Source organism: Paenibacillus mesophilus (genome assembly GCF_005938385.1).
Lineage (GTDB): Bacteria > Bacillota > Bacilli > Paenibacillales > NBRC-103111 > Paenibacillus_AB > Paenibacillus_AB mesophilus.
This window is the reverse complement of the sequence record NZ_VCRA01000016.1, coordinates 77,996-100,646: the sequence shown is the minus strand read 5'-3', so window position 1 is coordinate 100,646 and position 22,651 is coordinate 77,996. Positions and strand designations below refer to the sequence as shown.

Below are 22,651 nucleotides of genomic sequence, written 5' to 3'. Positions count from 1 at the left end.
GGATGTACCGGCTGGCTTTCAAATAGTGCCTCCGATGCGGAGCGCGGCGAACAGAAAAAGCCGCGCCAACGCGCGGCCTAGCCTAACCGGAATATGCCGGTCCTATCGATAACCGATGCTTTCGATCGTCCTTCTGATACAGCCGAAAATACGGTCATGGCCTTGCTGTGTAAAGTGGATCGCGTCATAAAACCAGCCGGATATATCGGTACCCGACCGCCACTCCGCTTCGATCTCCCGCTCGGCATCGGCCAGCGGCAGAGCGCGTGCGGCCGCGAATTCCCGCAGCGAATCGTTGAACCGGTCGAACGAAGAGGGGAATGCCCCGTCGACTACCGGGCTGGCCCAGCCGTACGTTTGTCCGGACTCAGTAGATAACGGGCCCGATGTCCAGAGCAGGCATGCGCAGCCGAGCTCCTCCGCCCGGGTCAGCATCCGCTCCATATTGGCCCGATAATCGCTCAGCGGTATCGGCCTTTTCCAATCGTTGATGCCGAAATTGAGTACCAGCAAGTCCGGCTGCTGCGCGGCGACGTTTTGCTCGAACGCCTCCAGCCCTTGGGCGCTCGTCCACCCTCCCCTGCCGCGATTATGGACGACCGCCTGCGGGTTCAGGCTCTGCAGATGCCTTCTCAACTGGAGAACCCATGAACCGTGAATGAGCTCCGCATCCATTCTCGCCTCTCTCGCCTCATACCATCCTTCGGCGACGCTTCCATACGTCCAGCTGTCGCCATACGCGACTACCGTAACCGGCTCCCCTTTCATCAGCTTGCGTTTCCATTCGGCTGAGTTCATTCAGCTCTCCCCCTACTGTTCAATCGGATATGCCCTTATTATAGAACAAAATCCGTAAGGCGTTTGAAGGATCGGCCGATCTTCACACCATATTCATCCAGCCGCTCCGCATCCCCGTCAAACTTCCCGCACCGTGTCCCCGGAATAGGGTCGCCGTAAGGCCGGATGTGAATCATTAACAGCGTTAATCTTGAGCGGGAATAGCCCCGCCCTTGGAACAAACGACCGCAAAGCTGGTATAATGGGTACAGAAAACGAGGTGAACCCGAATGGCCAAACCAAGAAAACCCGTCTCCCCGCCACCTGCGCCCGCCGACAAGCCGGCTACGTTGAAAGATTTGCTCGACCCCTCCATCGTGCAGAAGCTGAAAGCGACCGGCGACGAACTGAAGGCGGCCGAGGAGAAGCGCAAGGAAGACATCCGCAAGCGGGAGGAAGAAGCCCGCAAAGCCGAGCAGAAGCGGCTCGACAACGATTTCGGCCATTTGCTTGCGAACAGCAAGCTTGACTGGCGGAAGCATAAGTGACGACTCCCTTACGGCTAAAGCCGTGGGCTTCTCGAATCATCGGGACTCGCAACCTCGTCCCTCCCCGATCAAAAATAGAGCAAATCCGCTTTGTGGATAGGTGAACGAATCGTAGCGGCTTTGTGGCTTAAAGCGCGGAGGCTTGGTACTTTGTCGGATACTTGAGGCGGCTATAGGTGCCCCGCGTCTGCTCAAAAAGCCTTCGCAGCGTAGCCTTCATGAAAAATACCACCGTGTCGCAGGCGAGACGGTGGTATTTCGCATGGGTTCGCGGCTTACTTGCACGACGTTTCCGACGGCTTGGCGGCCTCGGGTCCAACAAATTGACGCAAAATCATGCCTGCCAGACCGTTTCCGTCCCCGGTCCATACATAGTAAAAGCTCAACGCCTCCACTCCGCTGCCGTCATCGGCAAACTTGTGGCGGGAAGCGATCATTTCCCTTGGGCGGACGCAACTTTCCGGTCCACCCGTTCGGCGGCTTCCCGCAATACGGTATTCGCGTCTTTTCCGCCTACGAAATCCTTCGCCGCTTGTTCCATTTCCAGACTGGCAATGGAAGTATAAGGCGTGATGACTTGCATCGCCGCAAAGGATTTGGGTAGTATCGCTTGAATATTTTTACTCGAAATGCCGGGTATAGACTGCCCGAATTGCTTCATTATTTGATCCGCGTTCTTAAGGGTGGGAAGAAAGGCATACGTGCTGGCCGCCCATGCTTGATAGTCTTCCGAAGAGAGATAGGAGAGTACCTGGAATGCGGCATCCCGGTTCCTGCTTTTGCTCGTTATGAACACATAATCCGCATTAACGGAGGGTCCCACGCCTGGTTGATCGGCAAACACCGGAAACGATCCGATATCCCAGTTTATCTTCGTTTTCGCCGCCAGTTCAATGACTCCGCTATTGTCCAAGAGCATCGCCGTTGTTTGATCCTGCAAAAACAGGTTGCGCGTATTCAACCACTGCCCCTGGCTGTCCCGCGGTTCATTGCCGGTGACGGACAAGAATCGGGCTGCATTCTCGAATACCCTCTTGAAGCCGTTTTCCATAAACATCGCTTTGTATGTCTTGGTATCGTAATAAGGCGCCGACAACTGATTCCAGCCCACAACCTGGTTGAAGTTCATGGTCAGTCCCCGGTATTGAATGCCCCCGTCGGTTCGGGTCATACGCTTCGCCAGATCGTACAACTCGTCCCAGGTGATTCCATTCTTCGGATAAGGCACGCCGAATTTATCGAACAGATCTTTGTTGTAGAGCAGAACCAGATTGGCGACGGTCCAAGGAAGGCCGGTGATCGCACCGTTCCCGAACGTCTGCAGCGCATCGATCGGCTCCTGCTTCTGCTTGGATAAGTCGTAGTTGTACTTCTTGATTAAATCGCCAATATTACTCTCCAGCTTATATCCGAACACATTAACGGGCATCGCGCTGGCGGAAGCAATCACGATATCAATCGAAGGAGTTGTGGCAACAATGTTGGCGTAGTCTCCCGACAAATAATTGATCCTGTAATTCGGAAATTTTTGGCGGATCTGATCGCCAAATCTGGAATTGAAAAGATCCAAGGAAACACCCGGATAAGCGAATGTAAGCTCCGTCGGCGTTTCAGCCACTTTTTTCGCCTCTGCCGCGGCATCAGCATTCGATCGGTCACCGGGCGGCTTTGAGGATGCACCCTTACCGGACCCGGCATCATCTCCGCAGGCAACAAGCACAGATATTAAACTGCATAGGGTTCCGGCACATAACCATTTTTTTCCGATCATACGATCGCCCCCGAATTAGTTCTTGCATTATTTCACGGCAAACAGCCGGTTTGTGGCCGGCAGACTGACAATGCCGGAATAGTGGTACACTTGGCTCGCCATTTGATCGCCGTCCGATAACGGTGTCGGCTGCTCAATAACGAAGTCGGCAAAATCGGGAGCGTTGAACGCGACGTATGCCAAGCTGATCGCATCCACCGTCCGTTCACAATTCGCCGACAGATCCATAAGTAAAACCGGTCCCGTATCGACCTGATACATATTTTTGCCGTCGTGAATATTCATCGTCTTGACGGGATACTCCATAATCGCCCTCAACCCGATCTCGGCGTTGTACAGCTCGGTCTGCGCCACAAGCGGAACGGCGTCGTGGGTTGCGTGACGGATATCCTCATTCGACTCCAGTAGCTTGCAGTATTCCGGTTCCTTCAGCTTGTACAGTTGTCCTCCCCACATGTCGGATGCTTTCGGACATGTTTTGTAATTCGGATTCAGGTAAGCTTTGCGTCTGTACACAATACCGTATTGCGGACCGAAAACCGGAGTAAAATCGTAATTATCGCTATAAAACAAATCGCTGGGAGCAAACGTGTCCTCCGCTTTGCACGAACCGCACTGATAGTAATCCTCCGTTCGTCCCGTCTTCTCGTCGATCACGCGCAAGCGCGACTCAACCCAAAAGCGCACCGAATTTTCCGGGTTACACCCGGAAATGAAAGAAAGACCGTAATGTATTGGTTTCATATGATTTCCTCCGTTAAGCTGTATTCTATCTTATAATCTGGTCGGACCAAATAAAAAATAAATGATTCGCCTATCGATTTGTTTCTCCTTGATGCCTTTCAAAAAAGCGCTTTCACAATGTGGAATCCGAATGAGGCAGACGATTTCCCACAACGAAAACTCCTCACGCACAGCGGAACAGCTCACTTTCAACCCGGTGCCAACAGCCCTCCTTTCGCAAGCTTACCTAGATTATGGTCTAACCAGATTATCAATAAGACCTGAACACATCATACATCCCAACATGATGTACGTCAATACTCTTTTCACTAATCCAGCGCACATTCCCGAGGAAACGAAAGCCTGCTTGGAGACAGCTCCCGGACGCTCACCTAATAGCAACATTAATTCAGGAACGATCTGCTAGATTTCGAGCGCTTGGTCCAGATGCCTTCGCATGATCGCCTTGGCTTCCTCCGCATCGCCTTTCTTGATTTTCTCCGTAATTTGTTTGTGCTCATTTAACGAGACATAGGTTTTCTCAATATCGTCGAAAAATAACTCCCGCAGGCGGCGAAAAAAGTCGCCGATTACCTCGTTCAATTCGACGTAGGTTTGATTTCCCGTCGCCTTAAAGAGCGCCCGGTGAAACTCGAAGTCCTCCTCAATGGGAATCTTGCCCTGCCGAATTGCTTGCTCCATGCGATCGTTCCATAGGTCCAGCTGCCCGATCAGCTCCAGATCACGATGCTGCACCGCCATCTCAATGGCGCCCAGTTCCAATATTTTACGGGTAGCTAGCAGCTCGGCCAATTTCTCTCTGCTGCGCATCCACTGAACAGAAATATGATCCAAAACTGGATTCAGCTTTGGAGAATCGACAAAAATCCCGCCTCCGGCTCTAATCCGCAAAATCCCCAAAATTTGCAACGATTGCAGAGCCATACGAACCACCGTACGGCTGACGAGCAGCATTTCGGTCAACTGCTTTTCCGTTGGAAGCTTTGCACCGGGCGGCAGTTGATTATCAATGATATATTTCTTGATTCGCTCTTTCACAACTTCAGTCAGTGTTGTTTTCTCGGTCATATCCATATCGAACGCACACCTCACTCAACAAATCCGTAGTGTCCATTTCGCACCCATTGTAAGTGTATCCTACGCGCGTCCTGCGTGTAAACTTTCCGAGGGCTGGATAAAGTGAACGGATCGAGTCGATCTCGCTCGAAATGCTGCCCCAATGGATCATCAGCGACTATCCGAACATCAAGAGCAAATCGGTCGATTTGATCGTGGAGCATTTGAAGGGGAAGCCGTGACGGCTAGCAGGCCAAAAGACAAAGGAACTCTCACCCTGTAGAGTTCCTTTGTCCTTTTCGTCATGCGCCTACAGTTCGATACCGCGCCCCCGCAGCGTCTCCTTCAACACTTCCGCCATAACGGCGTAGCCGAGCACGTGCGGATGCAGCCCGTCATGGGAGAGCCCGGATCGCAAGGCGACTCCGTCTTCACCCACCATTCGCGAATGATAGTCGACATAGACGACATGCGGCTGCCGCTCCGCTTCTTGCCTGATCCGGCGGTTGATCCCGATAATGGCCTGGTTGCGGACGTTATTGCGCGTTTTCCAATAGTGGCTCGTAGGAAGCAGGGATCCGACCGCCATACGAATCCCCTTTGCGCGGGAAATGTTCATGAGCGCCGCCGCATTTGCGACCAACCGCTCTGTAAGGGTCTCCACCAGCAAAGGCAATTCTTCTTCCGCCGCCTCCCGGATCGCGCCCGTATCGTTAATTCCGATCAAAACGACGGCAAGCTTCGGATTCAGCTGCAGCACATCGGCCTCGAACCTCCGGACGACATGCGCCGAGACATCGCCGCCTATCCCCCGGTTGACCAGCAGACGCCCGCTTCCCCCGAAGAAGGCGCCGAGCTCCCACCAATGGGTGATCGAATCGCCGATAAACACGGCATGGACGGGAACGGCCAGCGTCAATATCGTTTCGTTTCTATGGTTAAATTCTTTCCTTCGGCTATCCGATGCGACATCCAGCTTGACGGTCGGTTGCAGTTCCATGGCCGCTGTCGACGCTCCTTACTTCCTTTTGCCGTCGAGAAACTGATTGATTTTTTCTTCCGCTTCCCGTAAGGCCGTATTCACATCTTTGAACTCGAAGTAGTCCTTGAAGCTTTGCATCACGATTTTATAGGCATCCGTGTTGATTTCTTCATACTGCGAATAAATCGGAGAGGGAATCGCCGTGCTTTTGAAAAACGCCTCCACATGTTTACCTTGCAGGAACGGCATATCCGCTCCGAGTTGCTTCTTAATCACCGTATTTTTCAAAGACGATATTCTAGCCGTCGTCCTTGCGCTTATCGTCTGCACCTCGTCGGAGGTGACCGTCTCCAATACTTTCATCGCCTGTTCCTTGTATTTGCTCGTCTTCGTAATCGCCACGAGGTGAGCTGCGACGTGTCCGCTGACGTTCGGCTTCTCCTTGAAGCTCGGATATTGGGCGATATCCCATTGCAGCCCTTTCTTGCCGGCGTCCTCCAGGCCCTGGTTCAACATATTGTTCGTCGCGATCATGGCCAGCGTCTGATCTTTGAGAAAAGCCGGCTTCGAGCCGTACGCCAATAAATTGGCCGGTTTGTTGTTCGGCACGGCATAGACCGCTTTGGCCGTCTCGAATACTTTCCTCCATAGATCGGTATTGATCGACGCCTTCTCCGTCTTGGCATCGATATACGTAATCCCGAAGGCTCCCCGCAATCTCATGATCGTTTCCATATCCAGCCCTCTGTACTGCACGCCCCGCTCCACGAAAGACAGCTTCCGGGCGATCTCGGCTGCATCCTCCCAAGTCATGCCGTCTTTCGGATAAGGCACTCCGGTCCGGTCGAAAATATCTTTGTTATAAAACAGCGCGCTCAGGTCTTCCGAGAAAGGAAGCGCGTACAATTCGCCTTTGTCGGAGATCGCCTTCAGCGAGTCGATGATCGTCGGCTCGAAGCGGGCGAGGTCGGTTTTCGCCTTTTTCGCGAGCGGCGTCAAATCGTACAGCAGGTCGAATTCCTTGTACACCGGCAGCCCGCCGTTCCACGAATACAGCAAATCCGGCGATTGCCCCGCCGCCACCAGCTCTGCGATCGTAGTGCCTTTCCCCGACCGGACGACTTCAATCGAGATGTACGGGTACTTTTTCTTGACCGGTTCGATGATCAAGGTCTCGATATCTTTATCTACAATCGGAACGCCGATAAACAATTTCAGCGTGACCGGCGTCGTATCCTCGACAGCCGCTTGTTCGGCGCTTTTGACGTCCGCCTGCTTGCCCGCACCTCCGCTGCATCCCGCAGCAACAGCCAAGATCAATGCCGGAACGACGATTTTTTTCATCATCATGGTTTTCCGCCCCTCTGCCAAATTAAGGCTATTCGCCCACTCTTGTTCATTAATAAAGAACGACGTTCTTTTAAATCCGTAAAAGGTTAGCTGTATTAGTCTCTTTCACGTTCTATCTTCGCAGCGATTTCAACTCGGTCTCCAGCGCGTTCACTTTGTCCGACAGCTCCTGCACGGCTTTGATCAGCGGCGCGATGAACTCCTCGTACCGCAGCCCTTGCTTGCCCGTCGCACTATCTTCTGTCCACCCGGCAAAGTCCTCGACCTGAAGCGCCGTCAGCGTCTGTTTGACCTCTTGGGCGATAAGACCGTAGTGCGGCCGGTTAAACCGGTGCCGAACCGTCCCCGCGACCGTCGCTTGCTCGCCGCCCGCTTCGTCGGCCCGCTCCGTGATCGCCGTCTCGATATCTTTGAATTTGTACGATACCGGACGAAGCGCTCTTACGAAACTCAAGCCCAAGTCGCTGTCGCGTATATGCTCTTTATCCCTCGCGTCAGAGGTGACGATCGTCGAAGAGCCGGCGTAGATCGAACTCCAGCGGTTCGTCATCGAGCCGAGCGCATACAGGTTGTCGCTTGCCGGGTTAAGCTGCTTCGTCTGTACCGTCGCGCCGTTCAAGTAGAGCGTATTCGCCCGCCATTCGATCTGCGCGATCGACATGCCGGAGCGGGTTATGAGCTCGTAATTGACGGTCCCTCCGTCCGCGTCGTTCGTAATTTGCCGGTTGCACGCCCCGTTGTTCGCGGTCCATTTCCAATTTTTCTGATCGGCGGCTCCGTCGGTCTCCCGCAAGTAGAGAAACGGCTGCTTGCTCTCTAGCTGCAAATCTTTCTGCACGATGGAAATCCGGCTCTTGTCGACCGTGCCGTATTCGTACTTCGTCCAGCCGTTAGAGAATACATGCGTGCCGACGATGCAGTCTCTCGTATTGTTCTGGAAGCTGAAGCCGATTCCCGATACGCCGAGAAATTGAATGCCGTCGTACGTATGCAGCGAGCAGTTGTCGAGATATATGCCGTAGTTCAGACTGAGTCCGGGGATCAGGCCATCGCACGTCAGCCCCGCGCAGTTCTTGAAATGAAATCCGTAAGACGTGCCGGCAAAAGCGGTCACGCTCGCGTCCGCCTGGACTCGAATATTGCCGATCCACGATTTGTTTACATTTTCCAGCTTGAACCCGTACCAATCACCGCCGTGGTCGAACCCGGACTTGTGACGGCTTACGGCAACATCGTGAATGGACGTCCACGCCCGGTCGTTCAAATAAAGCCCGACCCGCTGGGCGTTCAGCAAGCTGTCGTGGATGCGTCCTTCGGAATAGACGGTCGTACCCGTAGACAAAATCCCTTCGTAAGCATGCGCGATATCGATATGCGAAATAAAGAAGAAGACACGGTCTCCGATCTCGATTCCCCTCTTGATGCCGTGCGTCGTCAGTTTGGTTATTCGGACCGAGAGCGCGGCACCCGCGGCCGACATGTTCAGAAACGTGTGGTCCGGCTGCGTCTGCGGATCGATCGTCGTCACATAGGCGCCGACCGCATCGATTTCTTCGATGTAAGCACCCCAGCAATCGCCCAGTCGGATGTAGTTTTCCCAGCCGAAGTCATACACGAAGCCCGTAGTAATCGACTGCCGAGTCTCCCCCCGGAACTCCAGTCCTCTGAAGAAATAGCGGGTACGGTACGTAAAATACAGCGAGGAATTCTTGGGGGTAACGATGGCATAGCGGCCGTGAGTCCCTTTGCTCACGAGCGTCATGTGCTCGACGCCGGCCTCCCGTCCTTCGATCGTCTCCACCTGGAAAGCGAATCCGTCCAAGCCGGTCATCCCGTCGAATACGACGACCGTCCTTCCGCTGCCTTCGCCGATCAGCCGGATGAGCGGGACCGACAAGGTGGACGTGACCCGATACGTTCCGGCCGGGAACAAGACGTTGCTTCCGTCAGCGTCATTCAACGCCGATTGGATGGCCGCCGTATCGTCCGTCGTTCCGTCCCCTTTCGCCCCATAATCGCGAATGTTGATCCCGTCGTCCATCAGGGGATGAGGCTGATGAGGCCCCCCTCCGTAAACCGAGCCGGCCACCGACGACTCTTTGGCATTGGCCGATCCGAGCAGCATCTCTCCCGCTGCCCATGCGGCGCCCGCCATCCCGATTCCGGCCAAAAATTTCCTTCTGCCGATCGGCTGCCGGCCCGCTCCCGCTCCTTCATCGGCATTGTCCGGCCGGAGCTCCTTCGATTCCGATTGTCCGTTCTTTTCATCCTCGACGTTCATCGATCCGTTCCTCCATTCGATTTCGGGTCAAGCCTCCGTACCGCGCTTGTGCGCCTCCGAGCTGCGGTAGCTTTGCGGCGTGACGCCTTCCGTTTTTTTGAATATACGCAGAAACGTAGTGCGGTTGTGAATGCCGACCTTCTCGGCGATATCCCCGATCGTCAAGTCCGTATCGGCGAGCAGCTGCTTGGCCCGATTGACGCGGATCATGTTCATGTATTGGGTGATGTTCATCCCCGTCTTCTCTTTAAAAATGCGCGACACGTATTTGGGGGACATGCCCAACCGGTCCGAGATGCTTTCCAAGTATAGCTCCCGGTCGTACTCGGTTTCGATCATCTCCGTAATGGCGGCGATCAGCGTGTTCGTCTTATAGGCCTGCTGCCGGGTATTCAGCTCTGCCGCCAGCCGGTCGTAGAAATCGAACAGCTCTTTCTTCTTCGCATCGAGGTCTACGGGCCATTCGCCGGATTCGCCGAGCAGCCGGTGCCGTTCTTCGTCAATGAGCCTCTCCCGCTCCAAGCCTTGCTCCATGACGAAACGCAGCCCCGTCCGGTACAAATCCGTAATCAGGACGCCGAGCGCATGGGAGGATGCGCTGCGGTTTTCCTGCTGATGCACGAACTGGCCGATTTTCTCCTTCAGCTCCGGCTCTCCGGCCTTCAGCTTGTTCAGCAGCTTGATCTCGTCCGTGAACGTATACAGAACGTTCGGGCGTATGTCCAGCCGGTCGTAGGGGATAATCTCGCAATCCCGGTTGCCCTCCCTGTACTGAAGCGCCATGATCGCTTCCTTGTACGATTCGGCGATCCCTTTGACGCCCGGATGCACTTGACCGATCCCGACATGAACGATGCAGTACCGGAAATCGAATTGGAACGTCTGCATGAAGCTGTCCAACGCTTTGCGGAGCCCGGCTTCGTCGCTCCCGGCTTCGTCCGGTTCGATCACGCATACGTACAGATGCCGCGTGCATTCCAGCACGTACAGCCGGAAATGCTCGCTCAAGAAGCTCCATATGAGCTTCTTCAGCTTGCTCCAGACGATCACCCGGTCTTCGTCCGGGAGCTGCTCGTAGAACGCGTCCTTGAACTGGAAATGGATGCTGCAGCAGCGGTACCGGTCCTTGGCAAAGCCAAGATGGTCCCGGAAAAGCCGGTTCAGCTCGGCTTCGTTCGGGGTTTCCCGGTCTTTCAGCAAACGAAGCAAAGTCTGATCCATATATTCCAGCCATACGCTGTTCAACTCGCTCTCGAACTTCATGTTGTGCCGGATCAAGCGGCGGATGCCGATGCCGATCTCGTCAAATTCGTTGACGGCCGGCTCCGATTCGTCGTACGTCTCCCTTCCGTCGGCCAGCGCATCCTTAATTCGCTGAATCGGCGTATACAGCTTGAACGTGAATAGGAAGGAGAACAGCAAGCCGATCACGACTAGAACGAGGCAAATCATGACGATCATGCGCAATATGCCGCTCGCTTGACGATTGAACTCGCTCACCGGCGTCAGCGCGTACAGCTTCCATCCGAACAGATCGGACTGTACGTAAGATGCGATATAAGGCGTCCCGCCGAGCGACAATTCCGAGCTCCCGGTCTTGCCGGCATGGAACGTTCCGGCAAGCTTGCCGATCAGATCCGTCTCCCCGCCTTCCGTCTGTTCCGGTCCGAGTACGACCCGGCCGTATCCGTCGAGAGCGACAAATTGCGTGGAAGGGTACGGCGCGTATCCTTTGAGCTTTTTCTGCAGGACCGGCACGGGGATGTTCGCCACGAGAACCGCATTGTAGCCCCGCACCATCCGGCTGATCACGACGGGCACGACCTTCTTCCCGCTTGCGTGCAGCGTCGACGGCTCCAGTATTTCGATGATTTTGTCGGCTTCGATCGTCCGTTTCCAGTAGTCGCTGCCGAACGACTCATACATCGCCGACCGGTCGAAAAAAGCGTCGAAGTCGTCGATGCCGGAAGTCGTATATACTTTGTCGTAGTCGATAAACATGAACAAATCTTCGGCAAACTCGGTCAGAATGACTCCAGTCCGCTTCAAGCTGTGCAGAATGTCGATCAGATTGCTGCGATCCTCCAGCGTATAGCGGGAATCGGGCTTGAGCAGCCGGTTGACGGACGGCTCGTTGAAGAAGCTGATTCCCGCTTCCTGTACGGTCCGCAAATGCGCGTCGACCTGATCCGCCGAGATGTGCAGGCTGAGCCTCGCATTTTCGATGAAATCGCGCTTGTATTTGGCGACGAAGTTCGCGTACGTGACAATACCGATAACGACGATCGGAATCAGGAGGGACAAGAAGTACAGCAGAATTTTGTAGAACAGTCTCGTTGCCGGCATGAACCGTTTCATCCGCTTCATCGTTGTTTCCTCCCGACCCTTCTCGTCTATATCGTCTCGATCGGCACGCGCAGCGCCGAGACGCTTTCTTTGCACACCGAGTAAATAACATGAAGATAACCGTCATGCACAAGCGTATGGGGGTAGCCGTAATCGCCGCCCTTGTACATGCCGGGATAGCTGCGCTCGCCCGGTTCGTTCTTCAGGATGAAGTGACGGTCGAAGCGGATGCCGTCGCGGGACAGCGACAGCACTAACGGGTTGCGGCTGCCGCGCGGCTCCGGGTCGGGCGTGCCCACATAATAAATCGTTCCGTCCGGCAGCCGGCCGAAGTGGAACTTGCTGTTGTTGTCCGTAAACTCCGTCGGCATCGGATGAGACCAGGAAGCCCCGTCATCGGCGCTCCGCGTCACCCACAGCTTGCGGGAATTGCTTCTCAGCAGCATGTGGAGGATGCCTTCTTCCGTCTGGTAGAACGAGCCCTCGCATAGTCCGACCGGCCAGCCGCGTGCTTCCTTCACGAGCCAGAACGACTCCGAGTCGTCGCATATCGTCGCCGCCATTTCCGGCGGGTACAGCCCCGAAGGCGTCCATCCCGTCAACCCGGACCGGTCGTCCGAATAAGGAAACATAATATTGCCGCTAATGATCAGCCTGCCGGACTGTGTCGGCTGCGGTCCGTGATTCGGGATGATCGGAACGTGCATCGGGATCGGCTCGCTCCAGCTGGTGCCGTCGGTTGTAGTAACGGCGTACAAGGACGTGTTCATATGCCCTTTGTCGCCGGCCTTGCGCGATCCGTTCTCCAGATGCTCCGGCTTATATTCGTACTGCCCGTAATAGGCGACGAGAGTCCCTTCGTGCTGATGAAATCCCGCAGCGGTCAGCACCAAATCGGAATGGACGCCCCGCGTCGTATCGATCAAAGGCCGAGGAGTCGACCAATGGAGGAAATCGTCCGAGACGGCCATCAGCACCCGCTGCCCGACGTCGTCCTCGTTCACTTTTCCGTTGGACCATATGGCGTAATAGCTGCCTTTGAAAAAAGCAAGATGGGCATGGTGCGAATAAGACCAGGCGAATTCCCCTGCCGGTTTGTAGATGGAGACGGTTTCGACGTGAAGCTTCGGTCGCTTGCCGCCATTGAACGCATTGACGATTGGCGTTGCCGCCATGGCGCATCCCTCGCTTATTTTTGGACTCTGGCCTGGGCCGCGTTATAGATGTTCTCCAGCTCCGTCGCGCCGTTGTCGTTAAGCGCTTTGGCGAATGCGTCGAACTCGGACAGCGGCTTCACTCCCATGATGAACTTCAGGATGTCGGCCGTAATTTGGCTCAATTTGGAGCTGATCTGCTTGATTTTCTCGTTCTCTTCGTTTGTAAAAGGCGGCTTCAACGACGGCGCGCGGAATTTCGAGCCCAGGTCCTTGTCGATCTGCTCTCCCCAGCGGACCAGATCGGGATTCGACACCTGGATGATCGGCGTCTCGTCCACATGCGGCGCCAAGCTCAAATATCCGGTACCGAGCTCGGACAGCATCGCCCGCGCCGGGTCGGCTGCCGTTTTGTATTTATCGAGTATGCTTGCTAGCATTTTCGGCTTGCCGCCTGCGAGCTCGTACGTCTCGCCGAGCACTCCGAAGTTCGCCGCCTGCATCCCTTCGTCGCTGTACAGCCAGTCGTATAGTTTGACGACGGCCGCCGGATCCTTCACCTTGGAGCTGACCGCGTACAATTCCGAAACCCATCCGGCTTTCGGATAAGCGAAGCCCCGGACTTTGCCCTGACTGTTGCTGAGGTACGGGATCAAGTCCAGCATCGCTTCTTTGTTCTGCTGCTGCAGCGCCTGATTGTAGTTGACCGCGAACGTATTGTTGTCGAAGTAAAACAGCCCTTTGCCGGTACTCAGCTTCTCGGCCCACTTCTGCTGCGTGTTCACCGCGAAGTCGGGATCGAGCAGCTTCTCGCTGTACAGCTTGTTCAAATAGGCGAGCGTTTCTTTGAAAGCGGGCTTGCTGGTCCCGTATACGTAGGAGCCGCCTTTCACATCGGGATCGAAATAAATGCCGTATCCGCCCCCCATGCCGAAAGCGAGCGCATCGAGAAAAGAGCCCATCCCTCGCGCCGTCCATGGTGTCGTATCCGGGTAAGCTTCCTTCAGCTTCTTGAGCACCTGATACAGCTCGTCGTACGTTGCCGGTGTTTTCAAATTCAGCTTTTTCAGCAAATCGGTGCGGATCATCGGAGCTTTTCCGGCCGACAGCTGATTTTGCGCCGTAATCGGGAACCCGTACAGCTTGCCGTCGATCAGCAGCTTTTTCGTTTCCGGATTGTCGGCGAGCCGTTTGCGGAGATTCGGCGCCTGGTCGAGGTAATCGGAAATATTAAGGAATATGCCGGTTTTGGCGTACTGGTTGATGTCGTTCTGATCGACCAATATAATATCGGGAATATTGTTCGTACCGATGAGCACTTGCTTCTTCTCGTTGTAGTTGCTTTGCGGCACGCCCTCCACTTGGAGCTTGACGCCCGTTTTCTTGGCGATCTCCTTCAGTACGGGCGTATCCTGCTTGAGCGCTTGCGAAGGGTGCTCGTAGCGGATCAGCTTCAGCGTCATTTGCTTCGCGCCCTGCGGGTCGGAAGCCGCCGCACCCTTCTCTTTGCCCGAGCATCCCGGGATGATGAGCGCCGCAGACAAAGTGAAGAACACGGCCCATCCGATTTGATTTCGTTTGCTTCGCATCGTACCCCTCCATTTTTTCCATTGTATCAGCTTGCCTGTTGTCTGAAAACGCTTAACCTCGCCCGCAAAGGCCGCCGGCTCTTACCCTTTCAAAGAGCCTATCATCACCCCCTTAATGAAATACTTTTGGATAAACGGGTAGACCGCGACGATCGGAGCGACAACGATGATAATGACGGCATACTTGATGTTCGTCGACGTGACGGCCGCATAAGGTCCGCTCAGCTCCTGACTCTGCTCCGACATTTGTCCCATGACGACGATGTTGCGGAGCAAGATTTGCACCGGGTATTTCGCCTTTTCGTTCAAATAGATGAGCGCCGGGAAGAAGCTGTTCCAATGGCCGACCGCGTAAAACATCGAAATCGTCGCGATGATCGGCAGCGAGAGCGGCAGCACGATCCGCCACAGCACGAGCAGCTCGCCTGCGCCGTCGATCCGCGCCGATTCGAACAGCTCGTTCGGGAGGCCTTGGAAAAACGTGCGCATGACGAACATGTTCCACGCGCTGATGGCCCCGGGCAAGACGAGCGCCCATATCGTATTGATCAGGTGCAGCTTCTGCACGAGCAAGTAGCTCGGAATGAGTCCCCCGCTGAAAAACATCGTGAATACGATCATCAGCGTAAAGAAGCTTCTGCCGTAAAACTCTTTTTTGGATAACGGATAGGCGCAAAGAATCGTACAGCACAAGTTGACGATCGTGCCCACGGCCGTATATAGGATCGTATTGCCGTAGGAACGCAGTATCGACGAATCTTGCAGCAGCAAGCTATACGTGTCCATATTGGGGGCGACCGGCCAAACATTCACTTCGCCCCGCAGTACGGCGTGCCCGTCGCTGATGGAGACGACGAAGATGTGGTACAGCGGATAAAACGTGACGAATATAAGTCCGATCATGAACAGCAGATTGAATGCGTCAAACGTCCGGGATGCGATGCTTCGGCGGATTCTCACCGGGTCTCCTCCTTCACCATAAACTCGTCTCGCTTACTTTCTTGCTGACCCGGTTGGCGACGGTCAGGAACAGGACGCTCAGCACCGAGTTGAACAGCCCAACGGCCGTCGCATAGCTGAGGTCGTTCGAGATCAGCCCCCTGCGGTAGACGTGCAGCGAGATGACGTCGGAAGCCTCCTGATTGGAGCCGTTGGACAGGAGCAGCACTTTCTCGAACGATACGCTCATCACGGCCCCGATATTGAACAGGAGCAGAATGATGATCGCCGGCGCTATCCCCGGAAGCGTGACGTGCAGCATCTGCTTCCACCGGTTCGCTCCGTCGATCGTCGCCGCCTCGTACAGCTGGGGGTCCACCCCGGCTAATGCAGCCAAATAAATGATCGAGCCCCAGCCGATCCCCTGCCATATTTCGGACCCGATATAGATCGTTCTGAACCATTCCGGCATCATCAGAAAGTGGATGCCTTCCACGCCGAACAAGCCGAGCAACCGGTTAATAATCCCGTCATAGGCCATAAAGTTGACGATGATCCCGACCACGACGACGGTGGACAGGAAATGCGGCAAGTAGCTGACCGTCTGCACGATCCGTTTAAACACTTGATGCCTCAGCTCGTTAAGCAGCAGCGCCAGCACAATCGGCGCCGGAAACGAGAACAGCAGATGGTACACGCCGATCAGCAGCGTATTTTTGAGCAGCTTGTAAAAGTACGGGTCGCTCAAAAATTGCCGGAAATATTTCGTGCCCACCCAAGGACTGTCGAACACGCCTTGGAACACGTTGTAGTTTTTGAACGCGATTAAAATACCGAACAGCGGAATGTAATGGAACACGACGAAATAGACGAACGGAATGAGAAACATCAAGTAATAGTACCTGCTCTTCAAAATGGAATGTACGATAGCGATCCCTTCCCCCGTGTTGTGATCGTGGCGGCCTGCTGCCCGCGGCATAAATCCGACACCGCCGCTTGGGTACAATGTAGCACGCGGGATAGCGCATTCCCATCCACATTGCGGGCTTCGCTGCATCAATTATCCACCCGGCAAGGGTGATTCATTTATCCACCTTGATGCAAGTAACCACTTTACCCGCAGCAAAAATACACCCCTTGGCTCATCGGAATCGCATCGTTCCAATGTCCAAGGGGTGTGGGAAGCGCAAGAGAGCGGTTCGCCGCGATCATTCCGCAGCATTCAGTTCGCTCACGAAACTGACGCGGCTCTGTTTCAAAAACTGCCAAAACCTCGATTTCTTTGCCAACGATTTTTCGGACACGATTGTTCGGCCCCGCTCAGAATATGGTACAATCGTGCTTAAAACCGTACAGACTATCCGGAAGCGGGGAGCGATAACGATGAGCTTGGTTGTGGACGTTCGCAACGTCACGTGGAAACGCGAAGACAAAACGCTGCTGCATAATATCGATTGGCAGGTCGGATCCGGCGAGCATTGGGCCATACTCGGACTCAACGGCTCCGGCAAAACGACTCTGCTCAATATGATTACCGGCTATATATGGCCGACGGAAGGCCAAGTCAGCGTGCTCGGCCACGCATACGGCACCGTCGATCTACGCGAGCTGCGCAAATCGATCGGCTGGGTCAGCTCTTCACTGCAGGAGCGGCTTCATATGAACGACCGGACGCAGCATGTCGTATTGAGCGGCAAGCATGCGACGATCGGGCTGTACGACAAGCCCGACGACGGAGACATGGACCGGGTGCACGGTCTCATGAAGCAGCTGGGTGTATCCCATCTGTACGACCGGCATTATCATTCCTGCTCGCAAGGGGAGAAGCAGAAGGTGCTGATCGCGAGAGCTTTGATGGCCTCCCCCAAGCTGCTCATTCTGGACGAGCCGTGCAACGGGCTGGACGTCTTCTCGCGCGAGCAGCTGCTGTCGAGCATTCAGGAGCTGGTCGCAGAGCCGGATGCGCCGAACTTGATCTATGTGACGCATCATATCGAGGAAATCATTCCCGCCTTTACGAAAGCGCTGCTGATCCGCTCCGGGAGGGTATACCGTTCCGGTCCGACACAGGAGGTGCTCACCGGCCCTTATTTGTCCGATTTCTTCCAAGCCCCGGTCGAGGTGGAATGGCGGTACGATCGGGCTTGGCTCCGTGTCATTTCGTAGAAAAGGGCGGCAGGAACGGAACATTGCGCCAAGCTTGAGCGCGTAGTTTCGTCCTGCTGCCCTTTGTGCCGGTCAACCTTCCGATCAGACGATCGCACTGGTGACGACGGCGCCCGCATCCGTGACCGTAATCGCGTACCGGCTTCCGGACGGGGACTTGAGAACAAGCCGCGATTCACCGATCACGCCGAAAGACTCCCAGGTGCCCGGATTGCCGCTGGCCACGCATATCCATCCCATGCATTCGGATGCGGACACATTCGTTTTGTACACGATAGAGCCCCGGACCCAATCTCCGAGCGTGGGGACGCTATTCGCCCAGCATACGGATACGCCCTTGGCGAGCGCTTCCGGGGTCCTCGTTTGCCGTAAATAAGTGTAATTGCCGACCGGAGCGCCAGCGCCCGAAAACACGTTGTCCGGCATAATGCGCACGTCCGAACCGCTCGCTTCCGGAGCAAGATAGATACATTGCCGGGCAGCTTCGATCGAATTGCCGCTCACAACTGTGTCGGTGACGATCGTGTCGAACCGAATGCCGTAATCGGAGCCGACCAGGACATTGTGCGAGATTACATGACCTGTGGAAGGTTCCGGACCCGAAATCCGTATCGCGCCGTAGCTGGAATACACATACTTAATCGTATTACCGCACATGAGAATGCGATTGCAGTTTCGCACGGACATGGCGATCAACCGATTCACTTCAATCGTATTATTGCAAATGACCGGCGCTTCTGCATTGGCAATGTTCCAACCCGCTCCGCCTGTCCCCGCATCGCGATTGCCGCGGATTTCCAGCCCCTTTCGGACGCGTCCAGTCGTAAACATTCTCGCGTCCCCCACTGAGCCGTAGAAGATGTTGTCCGTAATGCTGACATCCTCGGTATTGCCGACGTCTCCGGCGTTGCAGCGAAAAAAATAGCGGGCCTGCCCTTGATTGCCGCGAATCGTCAGTCGCTTGTTTTTGAACGCCGCGTTCGGATTGTACGAATTAACAAACACTCCCGCGCTATCGTAAATATTGTTTTCGATCCAGACATCCTCCACAATATCCGAGCCTGAGTTAGTGCGATTCGGCTCGATATCGATCGACGCCACATAGTCGAATCCGTCCAGTATCACGTTGTCCCGCACCCAGACTCGCCGCGCGGATACGACCGATACTGCGCATCGCCACGGATCGATCAGCATATTGCTGTATACATGCACGTCTTCGCACGGACCCAGGTAGTCCGAGCCGAAATATATGCAATCCCCGTAGGCCGAGTCGAATCGGTTATGATGAATGTAGACATGCCTGGAATCGGTGACACGCAGCAAATGAGACTGCTCCCCTGCCGAACCGCCGATATATTGGCCATTCAGATGGAGGCCGGTGACATGAAGGCCGCTCCCTTTGTAGGAGGCAATCGCCAGCAGTCGCTTCCCTACGGTGCCGTCCGCGCCCTCCATGCGGATTTCCGGCATACCGATGCCATAGATCGAATTGCGGATGAAAACCGTGCCGCTGACTTTATAAAACGCATCCGTTCTCGGCACAATCAGCGGTTTGCCAGTCAACGCTGCGTTGCGGAATGCCTCCGTGTCGTCCGTCGTCCCGTCTCCCACGGCTCCGTAATCTTTGATGTTGATCGCGCACATGTTGTTGAGCCGGGTCATGATTGTGTCGATTTGCCCAGGCACACCACCCGGTCCCTTCGCGTATACGTCATTGTTCACGGAGCCGCCGGGAGCAGCCTCTGCCCAGCCGGGCAGGAGCAGCGCCGTCGAGCCAAGTGCTGCTCCTGCGACACCGAGTGTTGCCAGTAACGCCCGTCTGCTAATCAGATTGTCTGCTTGTTGAACGTTGTGCGTCTGCATGTCGTGTTTGTTCCCATTTGTCATCGTTATACCCATTCCTTTCGCTTCGCTCAAGGCACAAACGGAATAAAATCCGTTGGCTTTTGGGCGTTTTTTTGTATGCTTGAGTTACAGAGAAAGCATTACACTACAAATCACGCGGAGGCGAGGGGGCCACTCTGTTGTCAGTCTGCTTCGCTTGATTTGCAAAAAAAAGCGTTCTGCCTTGCTTCCCGGTTATTTTCCTTTGACATCCGCCTCGATCGCCCGGTTGCCGGCTTCCGTCACTTCGCGCAGTGCGGTGTTGACATCCATCCCGGTTTCGATCATTTTTTTCGCAATCGCGGTCAGTTCTTTGTGAACGAGCTCATCATAAACGGTCGGCTGATACGGCGGCGCAAAGGCACTTTTGAACACTGCCTTGATGTTTTTGCCCCGCATCGATTTCATATTGACTCCATACTTATTCTTGATCGTCTCGTTGCTCAGCCCCGTGAAGCGGCCATGCTCCGTAATCAAGTTCTGGTTCGCCTCACTCGTGAGCAGTTGGATGACCTGGAACACTTCTTCCTTGTGCTTGCCAAGCGCGGAAGCGAGCAGGAAGTGGCCGGACGAAGCCAGCGTCGTATTTGGTTTGCCGGGATGATTCGGAAACTGGGTGATGTCCCATTTGAAATCGTCCGGTGTGCCGTATAGCTTCTCCAGAGCGGCAAAGCGCGCATCGTAGCTTGGCAGCATCGCGAGCGACTGTGTTTTCAGAAAATGGTCCAACGTAGAGTTTTTGTTGCCGGGAATCGCATTGACGTCCTGAATCAGCTTCAGAATCGTTCTCCATCCTTCCTGGTCCGGCAGCGCTTTGTTCGTCTTCGTGTCCACCCGCGTCAGCGTCAACTGTGTGCCGAGATCCGTCACACCGGGGATCATAATGCCTCTGTAATCGACGCCGTTGGCCGAACGGGAAAATTTTTTGGCCAGCTCCATCGTCTGATCCCATGTCATGCCTTCTGTCGGATAGCTAACGCCAAATTGATCGAACAGCTCCACGTTGTAGAACAAAGCCAAGAAGTTCAGCGAAAACGGCACCGCATAAACGTCTGTGCTGCCCCCGTAGATGCGCGATGTCTGCATCGCTGCCGGGTCGAACTGGTTGAGGTCCATTTTGTATTTGGTGATGTAGGGCGATAAATTTTCCGCTGTTCCCATTTCCTTGTGCACCTGAATTTGCGGATACGTCGAAAACATTAAGTCTGGGAATGTGCCTGCCGAAATCATTTCGCTGAGACCTTGAACGCCTCCCGTTGCGCGCACCATTTCAACCGAAATATGCGGATATTTCGCTTTCACCGGAGCGGCGATCAAGTTGGCGAATTCCTCGTCCGAGATCGTCGCGCGGTCCTGCAACATATACAGCGTAACCGGCTTCGGTGTTTCTTTTGGCGCCGGATCGCTGCCACCGTCCGTACCCGATCCTCCCGGATTCTCCTTCTCTCCGCCGCACGCCGCCAACAGCAGCGCTGCCAATCCAATCGCGACGACTACCCGATGTTTCTTTCCTGCTCTGTTCTCCTTGTTCGCTGTCATACGAAAAGGCCCCCTTAACTTGATATAGACGCCAAGCCCAATAAAAAAATAAAGCGCTTTCATTTCTTGTGAAGACCTCATGCAGCAACTCGGCTATATTACATGTGGTTGCCTGCAGTTGTCATTGTACCGGTTCCTCCACCGTTCAGCTCAGCCAGTTGACCGGAGTCAAAACGTTGTTCGTCACCACATTGCTTTCGCAGACGGCATCCTCAATCGACAGACCGTACCGCACCTGATTCGCCGCTGTTCCTTGACGCACTGTATTCATTTGTACGTGATTGAAGCTGCTGCCACGCTGAATGATTTCCGGCGGACCATACACCGATTGAAGCATCCTTGCCCCGTCTGCGTTGGACTCGTGCCGCAGCAGCGATGCTCCCATCACTGCCGCACCTGTCATGCCGAGTGCCGCCAGCAGCTTGCGACGTTCCATGCCGTACTGCGATGTCCGTACCGCTCTATACATCCCGTCTTCCCGTCCTCACTCCATAGTTTTCCCTCCCTCGTGTCATGCCACCCTCCATCATGTACTACAAAGACCGTGTCGATTCCCGCTGCACAAGTCTTGCCGGCATCACTTCATCCACATAGCGTTCCTCTCCCTCGCCGTATGTCCCGGTCAAAATATCCCACGCACGAACGGCCATTTCCTGGGCAGAAGGTCCGATCGCCGTGAACGCCACCTCAAGTTCCTCCAGCTCCGGTACATCGTCGTACACCACGACAGACAAATCATCCGGAATCTGTATGCCGCTGCGCCGGAAAATACGCAACAGTCGGAACAACACCGTTTGGGAGCTGACAAGCAACGCGGTTGGCCGGTCGCTGCGCTTCAGCATCGCCAACACTTCCTCTTCAAATGCTGGACTGATGTCGCTCACTACAAATGCCGGATCGTACTCCAAGTTCTGCTCCGCATGACCCTGGATAAAACCAGACAGCTTGTCTCTATGAGTCGGACGCCCGATATAAGACAACCGGCGATGCCCTAGTGCATGCAGATGGCGAACCGCCTGTACAAATGCACCTTGCCGGTCAACACCAAGTATGTGTGCGCCATCCACCCTTGGTCCCGCCATCGCCAGCACTTCCCCGCGAAACCGCGCCCGCTCGGTATAGAAGCTGACCGGGAGATTCGGGTAGCAATTCCAGAGCATGATGTGGTCAACACCAAGCTGCCGGAACGCTGCCATCCCTTCTCCCGGAAAGTCTGCGATCAGCACAACCCGATATCCTCGCTGCGTTCCTTCCATCTGCAATTGCACACTCATGTTATAGAAAAAGAGACCTTCTTTGGGTGGCCAAATAAGACCGACGACGTGTGTCTTTTGCTGCACAAGCTGCTTCGCTGCCAAATTGGGGATGTAGTTCATTTGCTTGGCAATCGCCTGGATGCGTTCTTTCGTGTTAACGCTTACACGGTAGTCATCGTTTAATGCGCGTGAAACTGTCGAATGGTTGACGCCTGCTGCTTTCGCAATGTCTTTGATCGTGACCATTTTGCATGGCTCCTTCTGCTTTC

Annotated in this window: 19 protein-coding genes; 2 read left to right on the top strand and 17 right to left on the bottom strand. The window is 54.8% G+C overall.

Annotation, left to right across the window (positions count from 1 at the left end):
- Nucleotides 1-102 precede the first annotated feature (102 nt).
- The gene (locus FE783_RS24890) at nucleotides 103-798 is read right to left on the bottom strand and encodes an SGNH/GDSL hydrolase family protein (protein ID WP_138882091.1); all 696 of its coding nucleotides are present in this window, start codon (nucleotides 796-798) and stop codon (nucleotides 103-105) included.
- Between the two features lie 269 nt (nucleotides 799-1,067).
- Here FE783_RS24890 and FE783_RS24885 point away from each other — a divergent pair, with 269 nt between their 5' ends.
- Nucleotides 1,068-1,325 carry a YqkE family protein gene (locus FE783_RS24885; protein WP_138882090.1) on the top strand — a complete coding sequence of 86 codons (258 nt, stop codon included), beginning with the start codon at nucleotides 1,068-1,070 and terminating at the stop codon, nucleotides 1,323-1,325.
- Between the two features lie 275 nt (nucleotides 1,326-1,600).
- On the opposite strand, the gene FE783_RS38045 is transcribed toward FE783_RS24885, so the two are convergent.
- From FE783_RS38045 to FE783_RS24830, 12 genes are all read right to left on the bottom strand, one after another.
- Nucleotides 1,601-1,762, bottom strand: coding sequence for a hypothetical protein (locus tag FE783_RS38045; RefSeq protein WP_202916254.1), 162 nt, complete (start codon nucleotides 1,760-1,762; stop codon nucleotides 1,601-1,603).
- Nucleotides 1,759-2,943, bottom strand: a complete 1,185-nt coding sequence (locus tag FE783_RS24880) for an ABC transporter substrate-binding protein (RefSeq protein ID WP_158302016.1) — start codon at nucleotides 2,941-2,943, stop codon at nucleotides 1,759-1,761. The genes FE783_RS38045 and FE783_RS24880 overlap by 4 nt, the downstream gene beginning before the upstream one ends.
- 180 nt (nucleotides 2,944-3,123) lie before the next feature.
- Nucleotides 3,124-3,840, bottom strand: coding sequence for a hypothetical protein (locus FE783_RS24875; RefSeq protein WP_138882088.1), 717 nt, complete (start codon nucleotides 3,838-3,840; stop codon nucleotides 3,124-3,126).
- Between the two features lie 402 nt (nucleotides 3,841-4,242).
- Entirely contained in the window at nucleotides 4,243-4,914 is a 672-nt protein-coding gene (locus FE783_RS24870; protein WP_138882087.1) for a FadR/GntR family transcriptional regulator, read from the bottom strand.
- 292 nt (nucleotides 4,915-5,206) lie between these two features.
- Complete coding sequence (locus tag FE783_RS24865) at nucleotides 5,207-5,896, bottom strand: GDSL-type esterase/lipase family protein (RefSeq protein WP_138882086.1); 690 nt, start codon at nucleotides 5,894-5,896, stop codon at nucleotides 5,207-5,209.
- 18 nt (nucleotides 5,897-5,914) lie between these two features.
- On the bottom strand, nucleotides 5,915-7,228 hold the full coding sequence (locus FE783_RS24860) for an ABC transporter substrate-binding protein (RefSeq protein WP_138882085.1): 1,314 nt from the start codon (nucleotides 7,226-7,228) through the stop codon (nucleotides 5,915-5,917).
- A 112-nt stretch (nucleotides 7,229-7,340) separates the two neighbouring features.
- Nucleotides 7,341-9,509: a tail fiber domain-containing protein gene (locus FE783_RS24855; RefSeq protein WP_138882084.1), complete on the bottom strand. Its 2,169-nt coding sequence runs from the start codon at nucleotides 9,507-9,509 to the stop codon at nucleotides 7,341-7,343.
- Nucleotides 9,510-9,536: 27 nt separating this feature from the next.
- Nucleotides 9,537-11,876, bottom strand: a complete 2,340-nt coding sequence (locus tag FE783_RS24850; RefSeq protein ID WP_138882083.1) for a helix-turn-helix domain-containing protein — start codon at nucleotides 11,874-11,876, stop codon at nucleotides 9,537-9,539.
- A gap of 26 nt (nucleotides 11,877-11,902) precedes the next feature.
- Nucleotides 11,903-13,030, bottom strand: a complete 1,128-nt coding sequence (locus FE783_RS24845; RefSeq protein ID WP_138882082.1) for an exo-alpha-sialidase — start codon at nucleotides 13,028-13,030, stop codon at nucleotides 11,903-11,905.
- 14 nt (nucleotides 13,031-13,044) lie between these two features.
- On the bottom strand, nucleotides 13,045-14,598 hold the full coding sequence (locus FE783_RS24840; protein WP_138882081.1) for an extracellular solute-binding protein: 1,554 nt from the start codon (nucleotides 14,596-14,598) through the stop codon (nucleotides 13,045-13,047).
- Nucleotides 14,599-14,679: 81 nt separating this feature from the next.
- Complete coding sequence (locus FE783_RS24835; protein WP_238403248.1) at nucleotides 14,680-15,558, bottom strand: carbohydrate ABC transporter permease; 879 nt, start codon at nucleotides 15,556-15,558, stop codon at nucleotides 14,680-14,682.
- Nucleotides 15,559-15,571: 13 nt separating this feature from the next.
- Complete coding sequence (locus tag FE783_RS24830) at nucleotides 15,572-16,516, bottom strand: ABC transporter permease (RefSeq protein ID WP_138882080.1); 945 nt, start codon at nucleotides 16,514-16,516, stop codon at nucleotides 15,572-15,574.
- 404 nt (nucleotides 16,517-16,920) lie between these two features.
- Between FE783_RS24830 and FE783_RS24825 the strand changes: the two genes are divergently transcribed.
- A complete protein-coding gene (locus FE783_RS24825; RefSeq protein WP_138882079.1) occupies nucleotides 16,921-17,703 on the top strand; it encodes an ABC transporter ATP-binding protein in 783 nt (260 codons plus the stop codon).
- 84 nt (nucleotides 17,704-17,787) lie between these two features.
- Here FE783_RS24825 and FE783_RS24820 read toward each other — a convergent pair whose 3' ends face one another.
- The 4 genes from FE783_RS24820 to FE783_RS24805 all read right to left on the bottom strand — a co-directional run bounded on the left by FE783_RS24820 (nucleotide 17,788) and on the right by FE783_RS24805 (nucleotide 22,628).
- Nucleotides 17,788-19,590 (bottom strand): right-handed parallel beta-helix repeat-containing protein, encoded by a 1,803-nt coding sequence (locus tag FE783_RS24820; RefSeq protein WP_158302015.1) that lies wholly within the window; start codon nucleotides 19,588-19,590, stop codon nucleotides 17,788-17,790.
- A gap of 192 nt (nucleotides 19,591-19,782) precedes the next feature.
- Nucleotides 19,783-21,126 (bottom strand): ABC transporter substrate-binding protein, encoded by a 1,344-nt coding sequence (locus FE783_RS24815; RefSeq protein ID WP_158302014.1) that lies wholly within the window; start codon nucleotides 21,124-21,126, stop codon nucleotides 19,783-19,785.
- Between the two features lie 145 nt (nucleotides 21,127-21,271).
- Nucleotides 21,272-21,595, bottom strand: a complete 324-nt coding sequence (locus FE783_RS24810; protein ID WP_138882076.1) for a hypothetical protein — start codon at nucleotides 21,593-21,595, stop codon at nucleotides 21,272-21,274.
- Between the two features lie 64 nt (nucleotides 21,596-21,659).
- Nucleotides 21,660-22,628 carry a LacI family DNA-binding transcriptional regulator gene (locus tag FE783_RS24805; protein ID WP_158302013.1) on the bottom strand — a complete coding sequence of 323 codons (969 nt, stop codon included), beginning with the start codon at nucleotides 22,626-22,628 and terminating at the stop codon, nucleotides 21,660-21,662.
- Between the last annotated feature and the right edge of the window lie 23 nt (nucleotides 22,629-22,651).

Excerpts from the sequence above, each read along its gene's own strand:
- FE783_RS24890 (WP_138882091.1), bottom strand. The coding sequence starts at position 798 with ATGAACTCAGCCGAATGGAAACGCAAGCTGATGAAAGGGGAGCCGGTT.
- FE783_RS24885 (WP_138882090.1), top strand. The coding sequence starts at position 1,068 with ATGGCCAAACCAAGAAAACCCGTCTCCCCGCCACCTGCGCCCGCCGAC.
- FE783_RS38045 (WP_202916254.1), bottom strand. The coding sequence starts at position 1,762 with ATGATCGCTTCCCGCCACAAGTTTGCCGATGACGGCAGCGGAGTGGAG.
- FE783_RS24875 (WP_138882088.1), bottom strand. The coding sequence starts at position 3,840 with ATGAAACCAATACATTACGGTCTTTCTTTCATTTCCGGGTGTAACCCG.
- FE783_RS24870 (WP_138882087.1), bottom strand. The coding sequence starts at position 4,914 with ATGGATATGACCGAGAAAACAACACTGACTGAAGTTGTGAAAGAGCGA.
- FE783_RS24865 (WP_138882086.1), bottom strand. The coding sequence starts at position 5,896 with ATGGAACTGCAACCGACCGTCAAGCTGGATGTCGCATCGGATAGCCGA.
- FE783_RS24860 (WP_138882085.1), bottom strand. The coding sequence starts at position 7,228 with ATGATGATGAAAAAAATCGTCGTTCCGGCATTGATCTTGGCTGTTGCT.
- FE783_RS24855 (WP_138882084.1), bottom strand. The coding sequence starts at position 9,509 with ATGAACGTCGAGGATGAAAAGAACGGACAATCGGAATCGAAGGAGCTC.
- FE783_RS24850 (WP_138882083.1), bottom strand. The coding sequence starts at position 11,876 with ATGAAGCGGATGAAACGGTTCATGCCGGCAACGAGACTGTTCTACAAA.
- FE783_RS24845 (WP_138882082.1), bottom strand. The coding sequence starts at position 13,030 with ATGGCGGCAACGCCAATCGTCAATGCGTTCAATGGCGGCAAGCGACCG.
- FE783_RS24840 (WP_138882081.1), bottom strand. The coding sequence starts at position 14,598 with ATGCGAAGCAAACGAAATCAAATCGGATGGGCCGTGTTCTTCACTTTG.
- FE783_RS24830 (WP_138882080.1), bottom strand. The coding sequence starts at position 16,516 with ATGCCGCGGGCAGCAGGCCGCCACGATCACAACACGGGGGAAGGGATC.
- FE783_RS24825 (WP_138882079.1), top strand. The coding sequence starts at position 16,921 with ATGAGCTTGGTTGTGGACGTTCGCAACGTCACGTGGAAACGCGAAGAC.
- FE783_RS24820 (WP_158302015.1), bottom strand. The coding sequence starts at position 19,590 with ATGACAAATGGGAACAAACACGACATGCAGACGCACAACGTTCAACAA.
- FE783_RS24815 (WP_158302014.1), bottom strand. The coding sequence starts at position 21,126 with ATGACAGCGAACAAGGAGAACAGAGCAGGAAAGAAACATCGGGTAGTC.
- FE783_RS24810 (WP_138882076.1), bottom strand. The coding sequence starts at position 21,595 with ATGTATAGAGCGGTACGGACATCGCAGTACGGCATGGAACGTCGCAAG.
- FE783_RS24805 (WP_158302013.1), bottom strand. The coding sequence starts at position 22,628 with ATGGTCACGATCAAAGACATTGCGAAAGCAGCAGGCGTCAACCATTCG.